Annotated in this window: 27 protein-coding genes; 24 read left to right on the plus strand and 3 right to left on the minus strand. The window is 39.4% G+C overall.

What is annotated here, in order from left to right; translation table 11 throughout:
* Positions 1-208 precede the first annotated feature (208 nt).
* The 3 genes from G3567_RS11540 to G3567_RS11550 form a co-directional block, all read right to left on the minus strand.
* Positions 209-1852, minus strand: coding sequence for a RagB/SusD family nutrient uptake outer membrane protein (locus tag G3567_RS11540; protein ID WP_164005484.1), 1644 nt, complete (start codon positions 1850-1852; stop codon positions 209-211).
* A gap of 26 nt (positions 1853-1878) precedes the next feature.
* A complete protein-coding gene (locus tag G3567_RS11545) occupies positions 1879-5004 on the minus strand; it encodes a SusC/RagA family TonB-linked outer membrane protein (protein WP_164005485.1) in 3126 nt (1041 codons plus the stop codon).
* A 176-nt stretch (positions 5005-5180) separates the two neighbouring features.
* Entirely contained in the window at positions 5181-6833 is a 1653-nt protein-coding gene (locus G3567_RS11550) for a ShlB/FhaC/HecB family hemolysin secretion/activation protein (RefSeq protein ID WP_164005486.1), read from the minus strand.
* 236 nt (positions 6834-7069) lie between these two features.
* Here G3567_RS11550 and rpsL point away from each other — a divergent pair, with 236 nt between their 5' ends.
* The 24 genes from rpsL to rplO all read left to right on the plus strand — a co-directional run bounded on the left by rpsL (position 7070) and on the right by rplO (position 19273).
* Positions 7070-7444 carry a 30S ribosomal protein S12 gene (rpsL, locus tag G3567_RS11555; protein ID WP_019039484.1) on the plus strand — a complete coding sequence of 125 codons (375 nt, stop codon included), beginning with the start codon at positions 7070-7072 and terminating at the stop codon, positions 7442-7444.
* Between the two features lie 19 nt (positions 7445-7463).
* On the plus strand, positions 7464-7940 hold the full coding sequence (rpsG, locus tag G3567_RS11560) for a 30S ribosomal protein S7 (RefSeq protein ID WP_164005487.1): 477 nt from the start codon (positions 7464-7466) through the stop codon (positions 7938-7940).
* Positions 7941-7943: 3 nt separating this feature from the next.
* The gene (gene fusA, locus G3567_RS11565) at positions 7944-10052 is read left to right on the plus strand and encodes an elongation factor G (protein WP_164005488.1); all 2109 of its coding nucleotides are present in this window, start codon (positions 7944-7946) and stop codon (positions 10050-10052) included.
* Positions 10053-10064: 12 nt separating this feature from the next.
* Complete coding sequence (gene rpsJ, locus G3567_RS11570; RefSeq protein WP_019039487.1) at positions 10065-10370, plus strand: 30S ribosomal protein S10; 306 nt, start codon at positions 10065-10067, stop codon at positions 10368-10370.
* Positions 10371-10534: 164 nt separating this feature from the next.
* Positions 10535-11149: a 50S ribosomal protein L3 gene (gene rplC, locus G3567_RS11575; RefSeq protein WP_164005489.1), complete on the plus strand. Its 615-nt coding sequence runs from the start codon at positions 10535-10537 to the stop codon at positions 11147-11149.
* Positions 11149-11778 carry a 50S ribosomal protein L4 gene (gene rplD, locus G3567_RS11580; RefSeq protein WP_164005490.1) on the plus strand — a complete coding sequence of 210 codons (630 nt, stop codon included), beginning with the start codon at positions 11149-11151 and terminating at the stop codon, positions 11776-11778. Before rplC ends, rplD begins: the two co-directional genes overlap by 1 nt.
* 5 nt (positions 11779-11783) lie before the next feature.
* Positions 11784-12074, plus strand: a complete 291-nt coding sequence (gene rplW, locus G3567_RS11585) for a 50S ribosomal protein L23 (RefSeq protein ID WP_093364523.1) — start codon at positions 11784-11786, stop codon at positions 12072-12074.
* Between the two features lie 9 nt (positions 12075-12083).
* Positions 12084-12911 carry a 50S ribosomal protein L2 gene (rplB, locus tag G3567_RS11590; RefSeq protein WP_164005491.1) on the plus strand — a complete coding sequence of 276 codons (828 nt, stop codon included), beginning with the start codon at positions 12084-12086 and terminating at the stop codon, positions 12909-12911.
* A 3-nt stretch (positions 12912-12914) separates the two neighbouring features.
* Complete coding sequence (rpsS, locus tag G3567_RS11595) at positions 12915-13193, plus strand: 30S ribosomal protein S19 (RefSeq protein ID WP_093364529.1); 279 nt, start codon at positions 12915-12917, stop codon at positions 13191-13193.
* 7 nt (positions 13194-13200) lie between these two features.
* Positions 13201-13608, plus strand: coding sequence for a 50S ribosomal protein L22 (rplV, locus tag G3567_RS11600; protein ID WP_093364531.1), 408 nt, complete (start codon positions 13201-13203; stop codon positions 13606-13608).
* A 7-nt stretch (positions 13609-13615) separates the two neighbouring features.
* Entirely contained in the window at positions 13616-14326 is a 711-nt protein-coding gene (gene rpsC / locus G3567_RS11605) for a 30S ribosomal protein S3 (RefSeq protein WP_164005492.1), read from the plus strand.
* Positions 14327-14348: 22 nt separating this feature from the next.
* Positions 14349-14768 (plus strand): 50S ribosomal protein L16, encoded by a 420-nt coding sequence (gene rplP, locus G3567_RS11610; protein ID WP_164005493.1) that lies wholly within the window; start codon positions 14349-14351, stop codon positions 14766-14768.
* 6 nt (positions 14769-14774) lie between these two features.
* Entirely contained in the window at positions 14775-14966 is a 192-nt protein-coding gene (gene rpmC / locus G3567_RS11615) for a 50S ribosomal protein L29 (RefSeq protein WP_164005494.1), read from the plus strand.
* 11 nt (positions 14967-14977) lie between these two features.
* The gene (rpsQ, locus tag G3567_RS11620) at positions 14978-15235 is read left to right on the plus strand and encodes a 30S ribosomal protein S17 (RefSeq protein ID WP_019039497.1); all 258 of its coding nucleotides are present in this window, start codon (positions 14978-14980) and stop codon (positions 15233-15235) included.
* A gap of 2 nt (positions 15236-15237) precedes the next feature.
* Positions 15238-15606, plus strand: coding sequence for a 50S ribosomal protein L14 (gene rplN / locus G3567_RS11625; protein ID WP_019039498.1), 369 nt, complete (start codon positions 15238-15240; stop codon positions 15604-15606).
* A gap of 10 nt (positions 15607-15616) precedes the next feature.
* Entirely contained in the window at positions 15617-15928 is a 312-nt protein-coding gene (gene rplX / locus G3567_RS11630) for a 50S ribosomal protein L24 (RefSeq protein ID WP_093364545.1), read from the plus strand.
* A 2-nt stretch (positions 15929-15930) separates the two neighbouring features.
* The gene (gene rplE, locus G3567_RS11635) at positions 15931-16482 is read left to right on the plus strand and encodes a 50S ribosomal protein L5 (RefSeq protein ID WP_164005495.1); all 552 of its coding nucleotides are present in this window, start codon (positions 15931-15933) and stop codon (positions 16480-16482) included.
* 2 nt (positions 16483-16484) lie between these two features.
* Positions 16485-16754 (plus strand): 30S ribosomal protein S14, encoded by a 270-nt coding sequence (rpsN, locus tag G3567_RS11640; RefSeq protein WP_093364550.1) that lies wholly within the window; start codon positions 16485-16487, stop codon positions 16752-16754.
* 22 nt (positions 16755-16776) lie between these two features.
* Complete coding sequence (gene rpsH, locus G3567_RS11645; protein WP_164005496.1) at positions 16777-17175, plus strand: 30S ribosomal protein S8; 399 nt, start codon at positions 16777-16779, stop codon at positions 17173-17175.
* A gap of 18 nt (positions 17176-17193) precedes the next feature.
* A complete protein-coding gene (rplF, locus tag G3567_RS11650; protein ID WP_164005497.1) occupies positions 17194-17736 on the plus strand; it encodes a 50S ribosomal protein L6 in 543 nt (180 codons plus the stop codon).
* 2 nt (positions 17737-17738) lie between these two features.
* On the plus strand, positions 17739-18095 hold the full coding sequence (gene rplR, locus G3567_RS11655; protein ID WP_164005498.1) for a 50S ribosomal protein L18: 357 nt from the start codon (positions 17739-17741) through the stop codon (positions 18093-18095).
* A gap of 3 nt (positions 18096-18098) precedes the next feature.
* Entirely contained in the window at positions 18099-18623 is a 525-nt protein-coding gene (gene rpsE / locus G3567_RS11660) for a 30S ribosomal protein S5 (RefSeq protein ID WP_093364561.1), read from the plus strand.
* A gap of 10 nt (positions 18624-18633) precedes the next feature.
* Positions 18634-18816, plus strand: coding sequence for a 50S ribosomal protein L30 (rpmD, locus tag G3567_RS11665; RefSeq protein WP_093364563.1), 183 nt, complete (start codon positions 18634-18636; stop codon positions 18814-18816).
* Positions 18817-18820: 4 nt separating this feature from the next.
* Positions 18821-19273: a 50S ribosomal protein L15 gene (gene rplO / locus G3567_RS11670; RefSeq protein WP_164005499.1), complete on the plus strand. Its 453-nt coding sequence runs from the start codon at positions 18821-18823 to the stop codon at positions 19271-19273.
* Position 19274 lies beyond the last annotated feature (1 nt).

A 19274-nucleotide genomic window follows, 5' to 3' on the forward strand; every position in this document is an offset into this window, starting at 1 on the left:
TCCTTCTGGTTTCTTATCAGTTTAAGAATTCTCTAAGCAAGCTTTGTCAAGGAAACTTAATGAGTTTCTAACGTGACTTTGATTTTACAGTTCCCGGTTTTAGGTAGCTTTATTATGATTCGCTGATTCTTTAAGCTTTAATTTATGCTATTAAAAAAACCGCCTCGGTGAAGAGGCGGTTTTCTGATCCATTTGGTAATAAGCTTTTTTAGTTTTGATCTCCAGGACCAATATTGGGGTTGGCATCGATTTCTCGCTGTGGGATTTTGAAAATCCAGGCGTCATTAACCGATGGTCTTTCCTGAAAAAAGCCATCCTGATAAAGGATTGCGGAAGCTCCGGATCCGCCATTGGCAGCGTGGTCTATACCCTCATCCCAGCGGATTTTGTCGGTATAACCAAAACCTTCACCCCACAGTTCAACACCGCGCTGAAACTTGATGTGATCCATCAAAAGCGCCTTGGAGTTGTAGACTGTAACATCGTAAGCACTATCACGCGCTTCACCTAATGGTCGTAACGCATTTTGTGCAGCAGTAATGTTATCCAGCATCGCTTCAGCCTCAGCTTCTATCAAATACATCTCCGAACTTCTCATATATATGATGTCATCAGGATCGATTGTTCCGGGATTTTTTTGAAGCATTTTTACATGCATATACGGGTGCAAATTATGTCTACTGGTTATGCCGTAGGTGCTTTTTATATCGCTTACAGCAGCATTCCAAGCGTCAATATCTGTGTAGTTTGGATCGTTGGCAAAGCCTCCCTGACCATTCGAAGCAGAAGTGTTGGTGTTTGGGGCTTCAGGAAGAAAAACATCTTTTCTGTAGTCTGTGTCAGGAATAGCATCTACCAATCTTCTGTCTGCGATTTTAGGGTTATTTCTGTTTTGACTTCCATTAAAGGTGTTGCACATCAAATAGAAATACGAACGGAAAAACGTGGTTTCAGTGCTTATAACATGGCTTCCCCAAATGACCTCTGGTAAAAGCGTCGTGTTGAATCCCGACTTCCAGTCAGCTTCATCCATCAGTGGATAATTTGCTCTTGCCAGCTTTGCAGCATCGGCTGCCATTCTCCACTGGCCGCTGTTTAAAGCGATACGTGCTTTTATACCATAAGCGACATCAATATTGAGTTCAGCTTTATCAGCAGCATTGCCTGTTGGTCTTGGAGTTGCTTCGCCAAAATAAGAAATGGCTTCATCGATATCGTCCATGGCCTGGTCGTAAACCTGCTGAACAGTAGATCGAGGAGCGCTTTCAAAAGGAGCTTCAGAGGCAAACAGAATAGGTACGCCAGGATCTGTTGCCGGATCACCAATCAAGTAGCCTCTGCCGTAATGCTGTACCAAAGAAAGATAAGCATAAGCTCGGTAGGTATAGGCCTGGCCAATGATTTCTTTTAGTTTTGCATCCATGGTCAAGCTGCCGTCTGTCGCCTTATTGATAATGGCATTGGCGCTTGCGATGATGTTATATCGGTGATACCACAGGATTTCATTGGTTAATGAAGTCTCCTGGGTGTGATCCACCCACTGTGCAGTACTCCTCCAGCCCAGGTTATTGGCATTGGCTGAATGAATCAATGTTCCTGCGATATTATCGCCCATTGGCACCCAAAAATGCTCTCCTGCTCTGGAAGTGTCCCCTCCGGGAAGTATGGTCTGACTTTGAGAATACAGCCCACGGTGTAACCCGTCAATGATAAGCGCCATATTATTTGCAGTGGCTAAGGCATCTGCAGATGAAATGGCATCTGTTGGTTTTGTCTCCAGAAAGTCATCTTCACAGGAAGACAGAGACAAAAATGCTAAGGTCAATAGCACTAAATTTATTTTTTTTAACATGACTATATGTTTTAATTTATTAGTTATTAAAATGCAACATTTAATCCCAGAGATAAAATTCTTGCCGGGTTATAATCGTTACCTGCTGGAGTTCCTCCCAGGTTGTACTGTGGGTCCAGACCTTCTCTTTTACTCTTTAAGTACAGGTTTTCTCCAATGACAGAAAGGGTAAGATTATCTACACCTAACTGGCTGGTAAGAGATTTGTCGAAGGTATAACCCAGGTTTACATTCCTTAGAGACCAGAATGAAGCATCGGTCAAGAATCTACTGGACTGGGTTCTTACCAGGTTTGGATTTCCAGACTCCAGTCTAGGGACATCGGTAATGTCTCCGGGCTGACGCCATGCATTTAGAATGTCCGGATGGTATGAGCTTCCAAAACTTCCGCTATGCATCATGGCAGAATAACCATTATCCAGGAATTTACCTCCGATTCCGTAAGTAACTAAGATATTCAGGTTGAATCCCTTATAGCTGAAAGTATTGGCTACCGAACCTAATAAATCTGGAATGGAACTGTCTCCGGTATAGGCTCTTTCGGTATCCTGCCAGTCGTTTGTGGTTTCCTGTACACCATTGGCATCCAGAACAGGAACACTGTTGCCATCTTCGTCAAACTCAAATTTTAAGAACAGCTGGTCGCCGGTCGCCGGATCTACGCCAGCGGTTTGAAGTAGGAAATAATCAAATCTGGATCTTCCTTCTTCCCAGCGTTTCGAACCGGTTATAAAAGGATCGGGAATGCTGGTGATTTCATTTTTAAAGGTAGAGGCCTGAAGTGTTAAATCCCAGACGAAATCGTTAGCATTATACAAGGCAAAATCTAAACCGATTTCCCAGCCTGAGTTATACATGTCTGCAATGTTTGCAGGATAAGAATTTAAACCATTACTCAAAGCAATCGGTAAATCGTATAACAGGTCTGTGGAATTTCTCTTGTAATATTCGATAGAGCCGTTAACAAAATTGTTGAAAAGACCAAACTCTAAGGCAATATCGAAACTTTCGATGGTTTCCCATTGTAAGTTGGCGTTACCAATATCCTGCCAGATGATGGCGGGTGAGCCGGCATTAGAGGTCAAACCGTATCTTGGTTGAGCCAGAAAGAAGTCTCCTAATTGGTCGTTTCCTACCTGACCAAAAGATCCTCTCAGTTTCAGCTTGTCAACAAATTCCAGATTTTTCATGAAATTTTCCTGCTCAATTCTCCAGGATGCTCCAACCGAATAAAAGTTACCGTATTTATTATTATCGCCAAAAACCGAAGATCCATCTCTTCTTCCTGAAGCGCTTATATAATATTTATCAGCAAAATTATAATTGGCTCTTAAAAAGTAACTTTCAATTGTTTTTTTCGTTGTCGCTCCATCCAGGCGGATAGGTGTCGCGAAATTAGCAAATTCAGTAATTCCCTCTGCTGTTTGCTCAATGGATAAACCTTCGTTAAATGAAAAGGTTCTTTCAAAGCTTTCGTGACCGGCAGTGATGTCTATATTATGATCACCATTAATAGTTTTACTATAGGTTAAAATCTGGTTGAAGTTTTCCACTTCTCTTCTGAATCTGGTTTCCCCATACCTTCCGGTAGGCTGTGCATCACCTATAACAGCATTCTCATAACTCTTATTGATGCCTTCGTTGATGTCTCGGCCGTAATTTAATTTTAAATTAAGACCTTCCAGGATTTTGAAATCTACATAAGATCGGAATCCGTAGGTATTGTTCAGGTTTTGCTCGTCGTTTAATAAGAGCTCCTGTAAGGCATGACGTCCCTGGCTCACAGGTCTGGACCCGATGTTAAACTGTGGAAAGCCTTCCCCGGAATCAAACACCGGGTTTCCGGCTTCATCTCTAACGATATTTCCTTCTAAATCATTGACGTAAACAGGATAAACGGAGCCTATGTTCTTTGCGAAACCGAAAGGGTTTACAATACTTCCTGTACCGGCCGATGCCGGACCGCTAGATTCTGTGATCGTTATGTTTGCACTACCCCCAGCGGTGATCCAGTCGTTAAGATCAAAATCTCCATTTAATCTACTGGTTAATCGGTCAAATTTTGAGGTAACCACGTAACCTTCTTCTTCCAGATAGGACGTAGAAAAGAATACTCTGTTGTTTTCACCTCCGCCAGACACATTGAAATTATAGTTCTGTCTGATTCCAGTCTGATTTAAGACATCATACCAGTCTAAGCTATCATAAATAACATCTGCATTGGGATTTAAGCGTCCGTCAGTTCCTACGATCTGATCGTTTGGAACGTTGAATGGATTGTATCCTAACTGAAGAAAAATGTTTTCAGAAGCGTAGGCCGGATCACCGTTGCCGGCGCTGGAGTTTTTTAAAGCTTCCCACATGGTTTCGTAATAATTTCCAGGGCTTAATTCCTCATAGTTTGGAATTCCCTGAGTGACGATACCCAGTTGTGAGGAAAACGTGGTTCTCACCTCTCCCTTTTTACCGTTTTTTGTCGTGATTAAAACAACACCGTTTGCTGCTCTGGATCCATACAAAGACGTGGAGGCGGCATCTTTTAAAATGGTAAAAGAAGCGATGTCTTCCTGGTTAATGGTGTTCAGCGCACCCTCATATTGTATACCATCTACAATATAAAGCGGCTCTGAACTTCCATTCAGGGTACCAACCCCACGAATGACTATGCCAGGTGAAGAGCCAGGTTGTCCTGAAGCAGAGGTGAACTGTACACCTGTAGCTTTTCCTTCGATGGCCGCAATAGGGGAGGTGACATTCCTGTTGGTCAGTTCTTTCGCTCCAATAACAGAGGCTGAACCCGTAAAGGATTCTAAACTGGAGGAACCGTAGGCGACAACAAAGACCTCATCAAGGGATTCGCCAGGAGTCATCTGGACATTGATTTCTGTTTGATCTCCTACACGAATGGTTTGGGTATTAAAACCAATATAGGAAAATTCCAACTGCTGGTTCGGGCTTGCTTCGATCGCATACGCACCGTCAAAATCGGTTTGCGTTCCGATACTTGTTCCCTTTACCAAAACGTTAGCTCCGGGAAGGGGTAGTCCGGAGTCGTCTGTCACCGTACCGGAGACAGTTTTGGTTTGTGCAAAACTCAGTTGCACAACCAACACTAAGAGTAGTGTTAAAATTCCATTTAATTTTGTCTTCATGTTTTGTTTATTGTTTGAATTAGCCAATGCTAAAAGTCATACAAATATTTCATGTTTGCAATTTTAATTTATGTTTTCTTTAAATTATTTTTATATATATTACACATCTTACAATAAGTTATACTTATGGTTACTTATCTTTTATGTTTATGCTGAAATAGCAATAAGATACTCAATTAAAAAAAGGAGGTGAAGCTGATGTGAATTTTGGAGTTAGAGAGGGAGGTGGCTTGATTCTCAGATATTGAATTTGCTAGGATGAGTCTGAATAAGCCTGCTTTGGACTTCAGGCCTAAGCCAACCCCATAGCCTAGTAAATTCTCGTTTATATTTTGAATATTATTTTCGAAATATCCCAAATCCAATACGGTATTCGCAAAAAGGTTGGAATCCAGCACATATCTGTATTCGGTTTGAAGGACGGCATACCTGTTGGCAAACAGCGAGTTTTCTATAAAACCGCGAATGGAATTGACACCGCCAAAACGAAACAATTCATTGTTAAAAAAAGCTTCTGAAATTAAAACTTCACTGTTAAGGTTGACATAAAGCAGATTCCTCCTGTTTAATGCCATCTGATGCTGGCCGCTTAGCGTCAATTTATACTGATCTGATGTTGCATCTGTTTTTCTTTGGCCTGCAGAAGCCTTCAGGTTTAGAAAGCTGTCTTCATCAAAGCCTTGTCTCGATGCTAAGTTGTAAAACTTAAAGCCTAATCCGTAAAATGTAGACTTAAAATCAGTGATTTCTGATGTGGTGTTCAGTTCTCCCTCCAGGTTTGTAGAGTTGGTGAATTCCAGTCCGCCCTCCAAACTGAAATGTTCATCGAGCTGGTAATTTAGATTTATAAGTTGAGAGGTGTTGGAGAAGGAAGAGTCTTTTCTGAATAGCCTTAGACCGGCCTCCAGACTCAAAGGCGATTTAAGGAGGAAGGGAAGGGTGATGTGTCCTTCAAAGCTTTGCTGACCTGTTCCGTTGTTTTTATACCGGATGTCCAGGCGTTCCCCGAAATCAAGATTATTCAGCAGGACCATATTGAAGTATCCATTCAGTTGAAAGTCATTTTCATCGGTGCTCCCAAAGCCCAAAAATCCATCAAAGCTGTTGGAGCTGACTTTTTCGAGATAGACAAATAACTCGGTTGAATCTTTTTTAAATAAAACCTCGGTAGGTTTTTTTACTTCAATAAAGGGGATGTTGTTGAGCTGTTCGGTTTTTTGCTGTATTTCCGACTCTATAAATACATCTCCTGTTTTTATATTCGAAAATCGAGATAAGTAAGTCTTGGATAACGCGGGATAACCTTTGATGTTGATTTTGTCAATGCTTCTCTGGAGTCCTGTTGTTATTTTTAAATCGGCTTCTATAGTATGTGTATCTCTGACTTTGATTTGGGTGAGCAAAGCCTTTCCGAAGGGAGAGCCTTCTTTTTTTAAGCTGAAGATGATGCTGTTGAGAAACCGATTCGCTTCTGGATAAGCCAGTTTAACCTGATGATCTTTCAGGGGTAAATCTTTGGGTATAAGGTGGGCGTGTTCTGTTTCAATAGTAATAAGGAGTGAATCTATTCTTTCATGTAATTCCAGGTTTACATAGATCGCCTTGTTTATCGTATTCTTTTTTGAAATTAGAAAAGGATAACCTGCCTGCTTAAGGCTGTCCATCTTAACGTTTAAACTCGCTTCAGCTTCTTCGAAGGTATTGAATTTAAAGTCCTGTTTTTGAAGTGTGGAATCCGGTTTGGTTTCGATATGGAGTAAGACGCTTTGAGACCGCAGCGCCGAGGTGAGTGAAAGGATGAGGATTAAAAAAAGTGTGTTTTTATTCATTATAAGGACTGAGAACTAACGACGGTCTTGATGTATAATAGGACTGGGAAAACGCTTTTGATTTTAAGATAGTATACATTAATCTGGAGTCTTCCATAGCGTGCCTTAAAACTAAGGACTTTTATATTTCTTAGTTACTGAAAATTAATTGATTAAATTTTGTTTATTAAATATATATATCTACATTTGCAAACCTTAAAAATAAGAGATTTTTTTAAAATAATTTAAGTAAAACTATGCCAACAATTTCACAGTTAGTAAGAAAAGGAAGACGCAAGATGACTAAGAAGAGCAAATCGGCGGCTTTAGATTCTTGTCCTCAGAGACGTGGAGTTTGTACGCGAGTTTACACAACTACACCAAAAAAACCAAACTCGGCGATGCGTAAAGTTGCCCGTGTTAGGTTGACCAATGGTAAGGAAGTAAACGCATACATTCCAGGTGAAGGACACAATCTACAGGAGCACTCGATAGTATTAGTTAGAGGCGGGAGAGTAAAAGATTTACCTGGTGTGAGGTACCATATTGTTCGTGGTGCTTTAGATACAGCAGGAGTAGAGGGTCGTCTGCAACGCAGATCCAAGTATGGTGCAAAAAGACCTAAAAAATAATCAGAGTTAAAGTAAAGACATGAGAAAAAGACAGGCCAAAAAACGTCCCATACTTCCAGATCCAAGATTTAATGATCAGTTAGTGACAAGATTCGTCAACATGATGATGTGGGACGGAAAAAAATCAATCGCTTTCAAAATATTTTATGATGCCATGGATATCATAGAAGAGAAAAAGCAGGACGACGACAAATCCGCTTTGGAAATTTGGAAAGAAGGGTTATCGAATGTGATGCCACACGTTGAAGTAAGAAGTAGACGAGTAGGAGGAGCAACTTTTCAGATCCCTTCACAGATTCGTCCGGACAGAAAGATTTCAACAGCCATGAAGTGGTTGATCAGTTATTCGAGAAAGCGAAACGAAAAGACTATGGCGGCAAAACTTGCTGCTGAATCTATGGCAGCTGCCAAAGAAGAAGGTGCAGCGGTTAAGAAAAGATTAGATACTCACAAAATGGCTGAAGCCAATAAAGCATTTTCACATTTTAGATTCTAAATAATGGCACAAAGAGATTTAAAATTTACTAGAAATATCGGAATTGCTGCTCATATTGATGCTGGTAAAACAACAACAACAGAGCGTATCCTTTATTATACTGGGATAAGTCACAAAATAGGAGAAGTTCATGATGGTGCTGCCACTATGGACTGGATGGAGCAAGAGCAGGAAAGAGGTATTACTATTACTTCTGCTGCAACACACTGTACATGGCCTTACAGAGATCATGAATACATTGTAAACATTATCGATACACCTGGACACGTTGATTTCACTGTTGAAGTTGAGCGTTCTTTACGTGTACTGGATGGTGTTGTTGCCTTGTTTAGTGCTGTCGATGGTGTTGAGCCACAATCTGAAACCGTTTGGAGACAAGCTGATAAATATAGAGTTCCACGTCTTGGATTCGTTAACAAAATGGATAGACAAGGTGCTAATTTCTTCAATGTATGTACTCAGGTAAGAGAAATGTTGGGTGGAAACCCAGTGCCTCTTCAGGTGCCGATTGGAGATGAAATCGACTTTAAAGGAGTGGTGGATTTAATTTCTAAAAAAGCCATCATCTGGAATGAAGAAGATTTCGGAATGACTTATGAGGAAATTGATATCCCTGCTGAACTTGAGGCTGATGTTAAAAAATACAGAGCTGAACTTGTTGAAGCGGTAGCGGAATACGATGAAGAGCTGATGGAAAAATTCTTCGAAGATGAAGATTCTATCACTGAAGATGAAATTATAGCAGCTTTAAGAGCGGCCACCATCGATATGTCTATCATACCGATGATGTGTGGTTCTGCATTTAAAAATAAAGGTGTTCAGGCTATGCTTGACGCTGTGATGAGATATTTACCTTCTCCGGTAGACGTTGAAGCTATTGAAGGAGAAAACCCAGATACGGGTGCAGTTGAAACGAGAAAGCCACACGTGGACTCTCCATTTTCTGCTCTTGCATTTAAGATTGCTACCGATCCTTTCGTAGGGCGTTTAGCGTTCTTTAGAACCTATTCCGGTAGACTGGAAGCAGGGTCTTACGTGTTGAACAACCGTTCTGGTAAAAAAGAACGTATTTCAAGAATGTATCAGATGCATTCCAATAAACAGGAGCCTATTGATTTTATTGAGGCTGGTGATATTGGTGCTGCAGTTGGATTTAAAGATATTAAAACCGGAGATACCCTTACAGACTTGAAACATCCTATTGTTTTGGAATCTATGTCTTTCCCTGAGCCGGTTATCGGTATAGCGGTTGAGCCAAAAACCAAAGCAGATGTTGAGAAATTAGGTGTTGCCCTTGGAAAACTGGCTGAAGAAGATCCTACGTTCCAGGTGAAGACCGATGAAGTATCCGGACAGACGATTATCTCTGGTATGGGTGAACTTCATATTGAAATCTTAGTAGATCGTTTAAAACGTGAATTTAAGGTGGAAGTTAACGAAGGAGAACCTCAGGTAGAATATAAAGAAGCGGTTACTAAAACTGCAGAAGTTAGAGAAGTTTACAAGAAACAGTCTGGTGGACGTGGTAAGTTTGCTGATATTGTTTTTGAAATGGGACCTGTAGATGAAGACTTTGAAGGACCAGGCTTGCAGTTTGTTGACCAGATCAAAGGAGGTAGAATTCCTAAAGAATTCGTTCCTTCAGTAGAGAAAGGTTTCCAGGAAGCTATGAAAAACGGACCTTTAGCCGGGTTTAGAATGGACACATTGAAAGTAACCCTTAAGGATGGATCTTTCCACCCTGTGGATTCTGATCAATTGTCTTTCGAACTTGCTGCTAAAATGGGTTTCAAATCTGCTGCAAAAGGAGCAGGTGCTATCGTACTTGAGCCAATAATGAAAGTTGAAGTGGTAACCCCAGAGGAAAATATGGGGGATATCGTAGGTGACTTGAACAGAAGACGAGGACAGGTGAATAACATGTCCGACCGATCTGGTGCAAAAATCATCAAAGCTGATGTGCCGCTTTCAGAAATGTTTGGATATGTAACTACGTTGAGAACATTGTCTTCAGGTAGAGCTACATCCACAATGGAATTTTTAAGATTTGAAGAAACGCCTGCGAGTATTTCTGAGAAAGTAATCAAGAATGCTAAAGGTTTAAACGAATAATTATAGCTTATTATGAGTCAGAAGATAAGAATTAAACTAAAATCATACGACTACAATTTGGTAGACAAGTCTGCTGAGAAGATTGTAAAAACGGTGAAGACCACAGGTGCTGTAGTTACTGGTCCAATACCACTACCTACCAAGCGTAAAATCTTTACGGTATTAAGATCTCCTCACGTCAACAAAAAAGCGAGAGAGCAATTTCAGCTGGATTCTTTCAAAAGATTGCTGGATATCTATAGCTCATCATCAAAAACGATTGATGCTTTGATGAAGCTTGAATTACCAAGTGGGGTAGAAGTAGAGATTAAAGTATAAGTAGATTCCCGTGCAAACGGGAATCTTTATAAAATTCTCACGAGTTGAGAATTAACATGTCCTGAGCGTTTGGCGAGGGAAAAACGGAAGAAAAATACATTCAGGGCGAGGTATTTTTTGTCCTGAATTTTTTTTAAATAAATAGTAATAATCAAAAATTAATTATGTCTGGGTTAATAGGAAAAAAAATCGGCATGACTAGTCTATTCGACGAGAACGGAAAAAACATTCCGTGTACTGTGATTGAAGCTGGTCCATGTGTAGTTACCCAAGTCAGAACCAACGAGGTTGACGGGTATGAAGCGCTTCAACTTGGTTTCGATGACAAATCAGACAAAAATGCCACTAAAGCGGCCTTAGGTCACTTTAAGAAAGCTGGTACTTCTGTCAAACGTAGAGTCATGGAATTCCAAGGATTTAAAGAAGAGTATAAGTTAGGTGACGAGGTCACTGTAGACTTATTTAAAGAAAATGAATTTGTAGACGTAAGTGCTACATCTAAAGGAAAGGGATTCCAGGGGGTTGTAAAACGTCATGGCTTTAGTGGTTCGGAACGAACTCACGGTCAACAAAGTATGTTGAGAGCTCCTGGTTCTGTAGGTGCTGCCTCATATCCGGCTCGTATTTTCAAAGGAATGAAAATGGGTGGACAAATGGGAAATGTAAAAGTAAAAGTTCAAAATCTAAAAGTGTTGAAAGTTGTTCCTGAAAAGAACTTGATCGTGGTCAAGGGCTGTATTCCTGGACACAATAACACTTATGTAACTATTCAGAAGTAATGAAAGTATCAGTTTTAGATATAAAAGGAAAAGAAACAGGTAGAGAGGTCGAACTCTCTGAATCTGTTTTTGGATTGGAACCTAACGATCACGTGGTGTATCTTGATGTTAAGCAGCATTTGGCTAACAAGCGTCAGGGAACTCACAAGGCTAAAGAAAGAGCTGAAATCGTTGGTAGTACAAGAAAGATAAAGAAACAAAAAGGAACGGGTACCGCTCGTGCCGGTAGTATTAAATCGCCAATCTTTAAAGGTGGTGGTCGAGTGTTTGGTCCAAGACCAAGAGACTATCATTTCAAGCTTAATAAAAAGCTTAAGCGATTGGCTAGAAAGACTGTTTTGTCTCAAAAATTCAAGAACAACGAATTGATGGTTATTGAAGATTTTGGTTTCGAAACTCCTAAAACAAAGGAATTTCTTAATGTTCTTGATAATCTGAAGATTAGAGATAAAAAATCTTTACTTGTCTTGGATGAGTCGAATAAAAACGTATATTTGTCGTCCCGTAATTTGAAATCTGCTAAAGTTGTAAATGTCTCAGAATTAAACACTTACAATATTTTAAATAGCAACGTTTTATTGATTACTGAAAGCAGATTAGAAGAATTACAAAATAATCTCAACAAATAGTAGCTATGAGCATTTTGGTAAAACCAATTATTACAGAGAAAGCAACAAATGAAAGCGAATTAAGAAATGCTTTTTCGTTTGTCGTAGATCGTAATGCCAACAAAATCCAAATTAAGGAGGCTGTTGAGTCAGCTTATGGCGTTACGGTAGAAAAAGTACGTACATTAAATGTGATTCCTAAGATCAAATCGCGTTATACAAAAACGGGAATGGTAACAGGTCAGACATCGGCGTACAAGAAAGCTATTATAAAAGTAGCTGAAGGAGAAACAATTGATTTGTATAGTAATCTTTAAGCTTAAAACATGTCGGTTAAAAAATTAAAACCAAACACACCAGGACAGCGATTTAAGGTAGCTAATGGCTTCGATGCCATAACTGCCAGCAAGCCGGAGAAATCCCTGCTTGCTTCTCGCAAACGTTCAGGTGGACGAAATAATCAAGGAAAGATGACCATGCGCTACATCGGTGGTGGTCACAAGAAGCGTTACAGAATTATCGACTTCAAAAGGGATAAGAAAGATATCCAGGCTGAAGTCATGACTGTAGAGTATGATCCAAACAGGACTGCATTTATTGCCCTGTTACAATACGAAGATGGAGAGAAGAGGTATATCGTTGCACCAAGCGGAATTAAGGTTGGTCAAAAGATAGTTTCAGGAAGTTCGCAAGTTCCTACTGAAATCGGTAATGCAATGCCGTTGTCTCAGATTCCATTTGGAACCATCATTTCCTGTGTGGAATTAAGACCTGAGCAAGGCGCTGTTATGGCGAGAAGTGCTGGAACTTTTGCACAATTGATGGCTAAAGAGGGCAAGTATGTCACTATCAAACTTCCATCCGGGGAGACTCGAATGGTATTGGCTTCCTGTATTGCTACAGTAGGTGCGGTATCCAACAGTGATCATCAGTTAACGATCTCAGGTAAGGCTGGTAGAAGCAGATGGTTAGGAAGAAGACCTAGAACAAGACCTGTAGTGATGAACCCTGTGGATCACCCAATGGGTGGTGGTGAAGGTAAATCTTCCGGAGGTCATCCAAGATCAAGAAATGGTATACCTGCTAAAGGTTATAAAACACGTTCTAAGACGAAGTCTAGTAATAAGCACATCATAGAGCGTAAAAAGAAATAAGATATGGCACGTTCATTAAAAAAAGGACCTTTTGTCCATTATAAATTAGAAAAGAAAGTTGGTCAAAACCTTGATTCAGGTAAAAAATCTGTAATCAAAACTTGGTCAAGAGCATCCACCATTACTCCTGATTTCGTTGGTCAGACTTTTGGTGTCCACAATGGAAGACAATTCGTACCTGTTTTCGTAACCGAAAACATGGTGGGACATAAACTGGGAGAGTTTTCTCTTACCCGTACTTTCAGAGGTCATCAGGGTTCAAAGAATAAAGGAAAAAAATAATTGAACAATGGGAGTAAGAAAAAGAAATAGAGCTGAAGAGCTCAAGGAACAGAAAAGTCAACTTGCTATTGCAAAATTGAACAACTGTCCAACATCTCCGCGTAAAATGAGACTTGTTGCTGATTTGGTGAGAGGTAAGGATGTTGGTCATGCACTGCAAATCTTAAAGTTTAGCACCAAGGCGGCTTCTGGTAGATTGGAGAAATTAGTTCTTTCTGCTATTGCAAACTGGCAAGCTAAAAACGAAGATGCGGATATTGAGCAGGCTGGCGTTTTTATAAAGGAAATTAAAGTAGATAGTGGCAGTATGTTAAAGCGTTTGCGTCCGGCCCCACAAGGTCGTGCACATAGAATTCGTAAGCGTTCGAATCATGTCACTCTTATACTAGGAGAAAAAAATAACACTGAAAGCTAGATAGACTATGGGACAAAAAACAAATCCAATTGGTAATAGACTTGGTATCATTAAAGGATGGGAATCCAACTGGTACGGAGGCGAGGACTATAGTGAAAATCTTGTAGAAGATCACAAGATTAGAAAGTATATCCATGCCCGTTTATCTAAAGCTAGTGTTTCACGCGTAATCATTGAGCGTACGCTTAAACTTGTAACCGTTACTATCACTACTGCCAGACCGGGTATCATTATCGGGAAAGGTGGCCAAGAGGTAGACAAGTTGAAAGAAGAGCTCAAGAAAATTACGGATAAGGAAGTTCAGGTAAACATATTTGAAATCAAAAGACCCGAATTAGATGCCCATCTTGTCGCTACCAGTATAGCAAGACAAGTTGAAAACAGGATTTCTTACAGAAGAGCTACAAAAATGGCAATTGCAGCAGCTATAAGAATGAATGCTGAGGGGATTAAAGTACAGGTATCTGGACGTTTGAACGGGGCAGAAATGGCTCGTGTTGAAACTTATAAAGAAGGACGAATTCCTTTGTCTACGTTTAGAGCTGATATTGATTATGCTTTGGTAGAATCTCACACTACCTATGGTAGATTGGGTATCAAAGTATGGATCATGAAAGGCGAAGTCTATGGAAAACGAGAGTTATCTCCATTGGTTGGCCTAGCTAAGAATGAGACTAAAGGAAAAGCGAGACGACCTAAAGCACGTCGTAGAAAATAATCATTAAAGATTAAGATAAGAAATGTTACAGCCTAAAAGAACAAAATTTCGTAAACAGCAGAAGGGTCGTATGAAAGGGGTCTCTCAACGAGGACACAGACTTTCAAACGGTACTTTTGGAATCAAATCTTTAGATTCTTCTTTTGTTACAGCAAGACAAATTGAGGCCGCACGTATCGCAGCAACGCGTTACATGAAAAGGGAAGGTTCTATTTGGATCAAAATATTTCCAGATAAACCTATTACCAAAAAGCCTCTTGAAGTCCGTATGGGTAAAGGTAAAGGTGCAGTAGAATACTGGGCAGCTGTCGTTCAGCCAGGTCGTATTTTATTTGAAATCGGAGGTGTTCCGCAAAGCGTTGCTAAAGAAGCACTGAGATTGGCAGCCCAAAAATTACCCGTAAAAACAAAATTTATAGTCGCTAGAGATTATCAAGAATAAATAAAGATGAGACAATCTGAAGTAAAAGAATTTTCGGTAGAAGAATTGCATGAAGAGTTGAATAATCACAAGACAAAATTGTCTGATTTGAAGATGACCCATGTTCTATCTCCTCTAGAAAATACTTCTGAGATTCAAAAACTTAGAAGATCAATTGCGAGAATCGCTACCGAAATTACAAAAAGAGAATTAGATTAATTCTACTTACAATGGAAAAAAGAAATTTAAGAAAAGAACGTATCGGTGTTGTGACAAGCAACAAAATGGATAAATCCATTGTCGTTTCTGAAGTCAAAAAAATAAAGCATCCAATGTATGGTAAGTTCGTTTTAAAAACGAAAAAATACGTTGCGCATGATGAAAAAAATGACTGCAATGACGGCGATACAGTAAGAATTATGGAGACAAGACCTCTTAGCAAGACAAAACGCTGGAGATTGGTTGATATAATTGAAAGAGCTAAATAACTATGGTACAACAAGAATCAAGATTAAGAGTAGCAGACAACACTGGTGCTAAATCAGTTTTAGTTATTCGTGTCCTAGGGGGTACGAATAGAAGATATGCTTCGGTTGGCGATAAAGTTGTAGTCAGCGTTAAAGAAGCTACTCCAAATGGAAACATTAAGAAAGGTGCTGTTTCTACAGCTGTAGTTGTAAGAACAAGCAAAGAGGTAAGACGTCCGGATGGATCTTATATCCGCTTCGACGACAACGCCTGTGTTTTATTGAACCCAACAGGAGAAATGAGAGGTACACGTGTATTTGGACCAGTTGCCAAAGAACTTCGTGAAAACCAGTTTATGAAAATTGTTTCACTGGCACCAGAGGTGCTTTAAATCTATCATCATGAAAAGAAGTAGAATTAAAAAAGGTGATCAAGTAAGAGTTATCGCTGGAGATCATAAAGGAAAAGAAGGCAAAGTATTAGATATACTTGTAAAAAAAGATAAGGCCATTGTTGAGGAAGTCAATATGATTTCTAAACACCAAAAGCCCTCTGCAACAAATCCACAAGGTGGAATTACTAAGAAAGAAGCTCCTATTCACATTTCAAACCTTTCTCTGATCACTAAAGATGGTGAGACGACAAGACTTGGAACCAAAATAGAAGATGGCAAGAAGGTAAGAGTTGCTAAGAAAACAAATGAAGTGATTTAATTATGAGTTACGTACCAAGATTAAAAGAAGAATACAACAGCAAAATACTTCCGGCTCTTCGTGAAGAGTATAGTTATTCAAACACTATGGAAGTTCCAAGACTCAAGAAAATTGTTTTGAGTAGAGGGGTTGGCGCAGCAATCGCAGATAAAAAACTGATAGATCACTCTATCGAAGAATTTTCTATGATCACTGGTCAGAAAGCTGTTCAGACTATGTCAAAAAAGGATGTTGCCTCTTTCAAATTAAGAAAGGGAATGCCAATTGGTGTTAAAGTAACTCTTCGTGGCTATAGAATGTATGAATTTTTGGATAGATTAATTACTTCGGCATTACCCCGAGTAAGAGATTTCAACGGTATCAATCCAGACGGATTTGATGGTAGAGGAAATTACAACTTAGGTATTACTGAACAGATTATCTTTCCTGAAATAAACATTGATAAAGTAAATAGAATCTCAGGGATGGATATAAGTTTTGTGACTACAGCAGAAACTGATCAGGAAGCAAAATCTTTATTAACAGAATTGGGGTTACCATTTAAAAAGAAATAATTATGGCAAAGGAATCAATGAAAGCCCGTGAGGTGAAACGCCAGAAGATGGTTGAAAAATATGCTGAAAAAAGAAAGGCTTTGAAAGAAGCTGGAGATTTTGAAGCTTTACAAAAACTACCGAAAAATGCTTCTCCTGTGAGACTGCATAATCGATGTAAGCTTACAGGTAGACCAAGGGGATACATGAGACAGTTTGGACTATCTAGAGTTACGTTTAGAGAGATGGCCAATCAAGGTCTTATCCCAGGGGTTAAAAAAGCAAGTTGGTAATTAATTTAAAAAATGCAATAAAATGAATATTGATCCAGTTGCAGATTATTTAACTAGAGTTAGGAACGCAGTTTTGGCTTCTCACAGAGTTGTTGAAATACCGGCTTCTAACCTAAAGAAGGAAATCACAAAAATATTGTTCGATCAAGGATATATCCTGAGCTATAAGTTTATCGATGATGAGACCCAAGGTGTGATCAAGATAGCTTTGAAATACGACAAGTTTACAAACGATCCTGTGATCAAAAAATTACAGAGAGTAAGTAAGCCTGGCTTGAGAAAATATTCCGGTTCGGAAGATATTCCAAGAGTACTGAATGGCTTAGGAATTTCCATAGTCTCTACTTCTAAAGGAGTTATGACAGGAAAGCAGGCTCAGAGAGAACATGTTGGAGGTGAAATCCTTTGTTACGTATACTAATATAAAAAGACAAAAATTATGTCAAGAATAGGTTACAGTCCAGTTAGTATTCCAGAAGGCGTTACAGTCGATTTAACAGACGATACTATTACAGTAAAGGGTAAGCTGGGTGAGTTAAAACAAACCTTCAGCGAAATCACTATCAAAATTGAGGATAATGAAATCCTTTTTGAAAGACCTTCCGATAAGAAAACTCACAAAGCGAAGCATGGTTTATACAGATCACTTGTATTCAACATGATTCAGGGAGTTACTGAAGGCTTTACGAAAGAACTTGAACTTGTAGGGGTTGGTTATAGAGCTTCCAATCAAGGTCAAAAATTAGATATCGCTGTTGGCTTTTCTCATAACATTGTTATAGATTTGGCGCCTGAAGTAAAGTTGGAAACTATTTCAGAAAAAGGTAAGAATCCGATTATAAAATTATCGTCATTTGACAAACAACTTGTTTCACAAGTAGCTGCTAAAATTCGTTCATTTAGACGACCTGAGCCTTACAAAGGAAAAGGTATCAGATACGTAGGTGAATATATAAGAAGAAAAGCAGGTAAATCAGCTTAATTATGGGATTTTCTAAAGAAAAAAGAAGACTTAAGATACGCAAGCGTGTTAGAAAAACAATTACTGGAACTCCGGTTAAGCCTAGGCTTTCCGTGTTCAGAAGTAATAATGACATCTATGCGCAATTGATTGATGATGTTAATGGAGTTACATTAGCTTCAGCATCTTCAAGAGATAAAGAAATTGATGTTACCGACAAAACAAAGTCTGAGGCTTCTGTAATTGTTGGTGAAGCCATTGCTAAAAAAGCTTTGGACAAAAATATAGATTCAATTTCTTTTGACAGAGGTGGTTATTTATACCACGGTAGAGTAAAATCATTAGCCGAAGGTGCTCGTAAAGGAGGCTTAAAATTTTAAAATATGTATCAAGATTATAAAAATGTTGAAACTGTAAAACCAGGTGGACTGGATCTTAAAGATCGTTTAGTTGGAGTTCAACGTGTTACTAAAGTTACAAAAGGTGGTAGAGCATTTGGATTTTCTGCTATTGTTGTTGTAGGTGATGAAAACGGTGTTGTAGGACAAGGCCTTGGTAAATCTAAAGAGGTTGCCGATGCTATTTCTAAAGCCGTTGAAGATGCTAAGAAAAACTTAGTCAGAATCCCGCTTTACAAATCTACATTGCCACATGAGCAGTTGGGTAAGTATGGGGGTGCCAGAGTTTTCTTATTACCGGCTTCAGAAGGTACAGGTGTTATCGCTGGTGGTCCAACCCGTATGGTTTTGGAAGCCGTAGGTGTACATGACGTTCTTTCTAAGAACCAGGGCTCATCTAACCCGCATAACATGGTGAAAGCTACTTTTGATGCCCTTTTGAAATTGAGAGGTGCTGAGCAGATAGCTAGACAAAGAGGAATTACCCTCGAGAAATTATTTAATGGTTAAGACCCTTATTATGGCTAAAATTAAAGTTACAAAAACCAAGAGCGCTATCAAGCGACCAAAAAACCAGAAGCTTACTTTGGAAGCAATGGGTTTGAGAAAAATCGGCCAATCCAACGAATTTGAAGTTTCAGATTCTTTGATGGGTATGATTAATAAAGTTAAACATTTAGTTTCTGTACAAGAAATAAACTAATACTATGGAATTACACAATTTAAGACCTGCCAAAGGTTCTGTAAAGACCACCACCAAAAGACTCGGAAGAGGAGAAGGTACTGGAAACGGAGGAACTGCTGGTAGAGGACATAAAGGTGCGAAATCACGTTCTGGTTATTCCAGAAAGATTGGTTTCGAAGGTGGACAGATGCCATTGCAAAGACGTGTTCCTAAATTTGGATTTACAAATCCAAATCGAGTGGAATACCAAACAATCAACCTGGATCGTTTGCAGGAACTGGTAGACAACAAGTCTATTTCAGATGCTGTTGATTTTGGAACATTGCACGCTATGGATCAGGTCAATAAAAACTTGCCTCTTAAAGTTTTAGGAAGAGGTGAACTAAAAGCCAAATTGAAAGTCTCTGCACACAAATTTTCTGCTTCAGCAAAATCTGCAATTGAAGCAGCTGGTGGAGAAGCGATCACTATTTAAC

The sequence above is a fragment of the Psychroflexus aurantiacus genome, from assembly GCF_010820555.1.
GTDB lineage: Bacteria > Bacteroidota > Bacteroidia > Flavobacteriales > Flavobacteriaceae > Psychroflexus > Psychroflexus aurantiacus.

Coding starts and splice junctions, on each gene's coding strand:
- G3567_RS11540 (WP_164005484.1), bottom strand. CDS start 1,852: ATGTTAAAAAAAATAAATTTAGTGCTATTGACCTTAGCATTTTTGTCT.
- G3567_RS11545 (WP_164005485.1), bottom strand. CDS start 5,004: ATGAAGACAAAATTAAATGGAATTTTAACACTACTCTTAGTGTTGGTT.
- G3567_RS11550 (WP_164005486.1), bottom strand. CDS start 6,833: ATGAATAAAAACACACTTTTTTTAATCCTCATCCTTTCACTCACCTCG.
- rpsL (WP_019039484.1), top strand. CDS start 7,070: ATGCCAACAATTTCACAGTTAGTAAGAAAAGGAAGACGCAAGATGACT.
- rpsG (WP_164005487.1), top strand. CDS start 7,464: ATGAGAAAAAGACAGGCCAAAAAACGTCCCATACTTCCAGATCCAAGA.
- fusA (WP_164005488.1), top strand. CDS start 7,944: ATGGCACAAAGAGATTTAAAATTTACTAGAAATATCGGAATTGCTGCT.
- rpsJ (WP_019039487.1), top strand. CDS start 10,065: ATGAGTCAGAAGATAAGAATTAAACTAAAATCATACGACTACAATTTG.
- rplC (WP_164005489.1), top strand. CDS start 10,535: ATGTCTGGGTTAATAGGAAAAAAAATCGGCATGACTAGTCTATTCGAC.
- rplD (WP_164005490.1), top strand. CDS start 11,149: ATGAAAGTATCAGTTTTAGATATAAAAGGAAAAGAAACAGGTAGAGAG.
- rplW (WP_093364523.1), top strand. CDS start 11,784: ATGAGCATTTTGGTAAAACCAATTATTACAGAGAAAGCAACAAATGAA.
- rplB (WP_164005491.1), top strand. CDS start 12,084: ATGTCGGTTAAAAAATTAAAACCAAACACACCAGGACAGCGATTTAAG.
- rpsS (WP_093364529.1), top strand. CDS start 12,915: ATGGCACGTTCATTAAAAAAAGGACCTTTTGTCCATTATAAATTAGAA.
- rplV (WP_093364531.1), top strand. CDS start 13,201: ATGGGAGTAAGAAAAAGAAATAGAGCTGAAGAGCTCAAGGAACAGAAA.
- rpsC (WP_164005492.1), top strand. CDS start 13,616: ATGGGACAAAAAACAAATCCAATTGGTAATAGACTTGGTATCATTAAA.
- rplP (WP_164005493.1), top strand. CDS start 14,349: ATGTTACAGCCTAAAAGAACAAAATTTCGTAAACAGCAGAAGGGTCGT.
- rpmC (WP_164005494.1), top strand. CDS start 14,775: ATGAGACAATCTGAAGTAAAAGAATTTTCGGTAGAAGAATTGCATGAA.
- rpsQ (WP_019039497.1), top strand. CDS start 14,978: ATGGAAAAAAGAAATTTAAGAAAAGAACGTATCGGTGTTGTGACAAGC.
- rplN (WP_019039498.1), top strand. CDS start 15,238: ATGGTACAACAAGAATCAAGATTAAGAGTAGCAGACAACACTGGTGCT.
- rplX (WP_093364545.1), top strand. CDS start 15,617: ATGAAAAGAAGTAGAATTAAAAAAGGTGATCAAGTAAGAGTTATCGCT.
- rplE (WP_164005495.1), top strand. CDS start 15,931: ATGAGTTACGTACCAAGATTAAAAGAAGAATACAACAGCAAAATACTT.
- rpsN (WP_093364550.1), top strand. CDS start 16,485: ATGGCAAAGGAATCAATGAAAGCCCGTGAGGTGAAACGCCAGAAGATG.
- rpsH (WP_164005496.1), top strand. CDS start 16,777: ATGAATATTGATCCAGTTGCAGATTATTTAACTAGAGTTAGGAACGCA.
- rplF (WP_164005497.1), top strand. CDS start 17,194: ATGTCAAGAATAGGTTACAGTCCAGTTAGTATTCCAGAAGGCGTTACA.
- rplR (WP_164005498.1), top strand. CDS start 17,739: ATGGGATTTTCTAAAGAAAAAAGAAGACTTAAGATACGCAAGCGTGTT.
- rpsE (WP_093364561.1), top strand. CDS start 18,099: ATGTATCAAGATTATAAAAATGTTGAAACTGTAAAACCAGGTGGACTG.
- rpmD (WP_093364563.1), top strand. CDS start 18,634: ATGGCTAAAATTAAAGTTACAAAAACCAAGAGCGCTATCAAGCGACCA.
- rplO (WP_164005499.1), top strand. CDS start 18,821: ATGGAATTACACAATTTAAGACCTGCCAAAGGTTCTGTAAAGACCACC.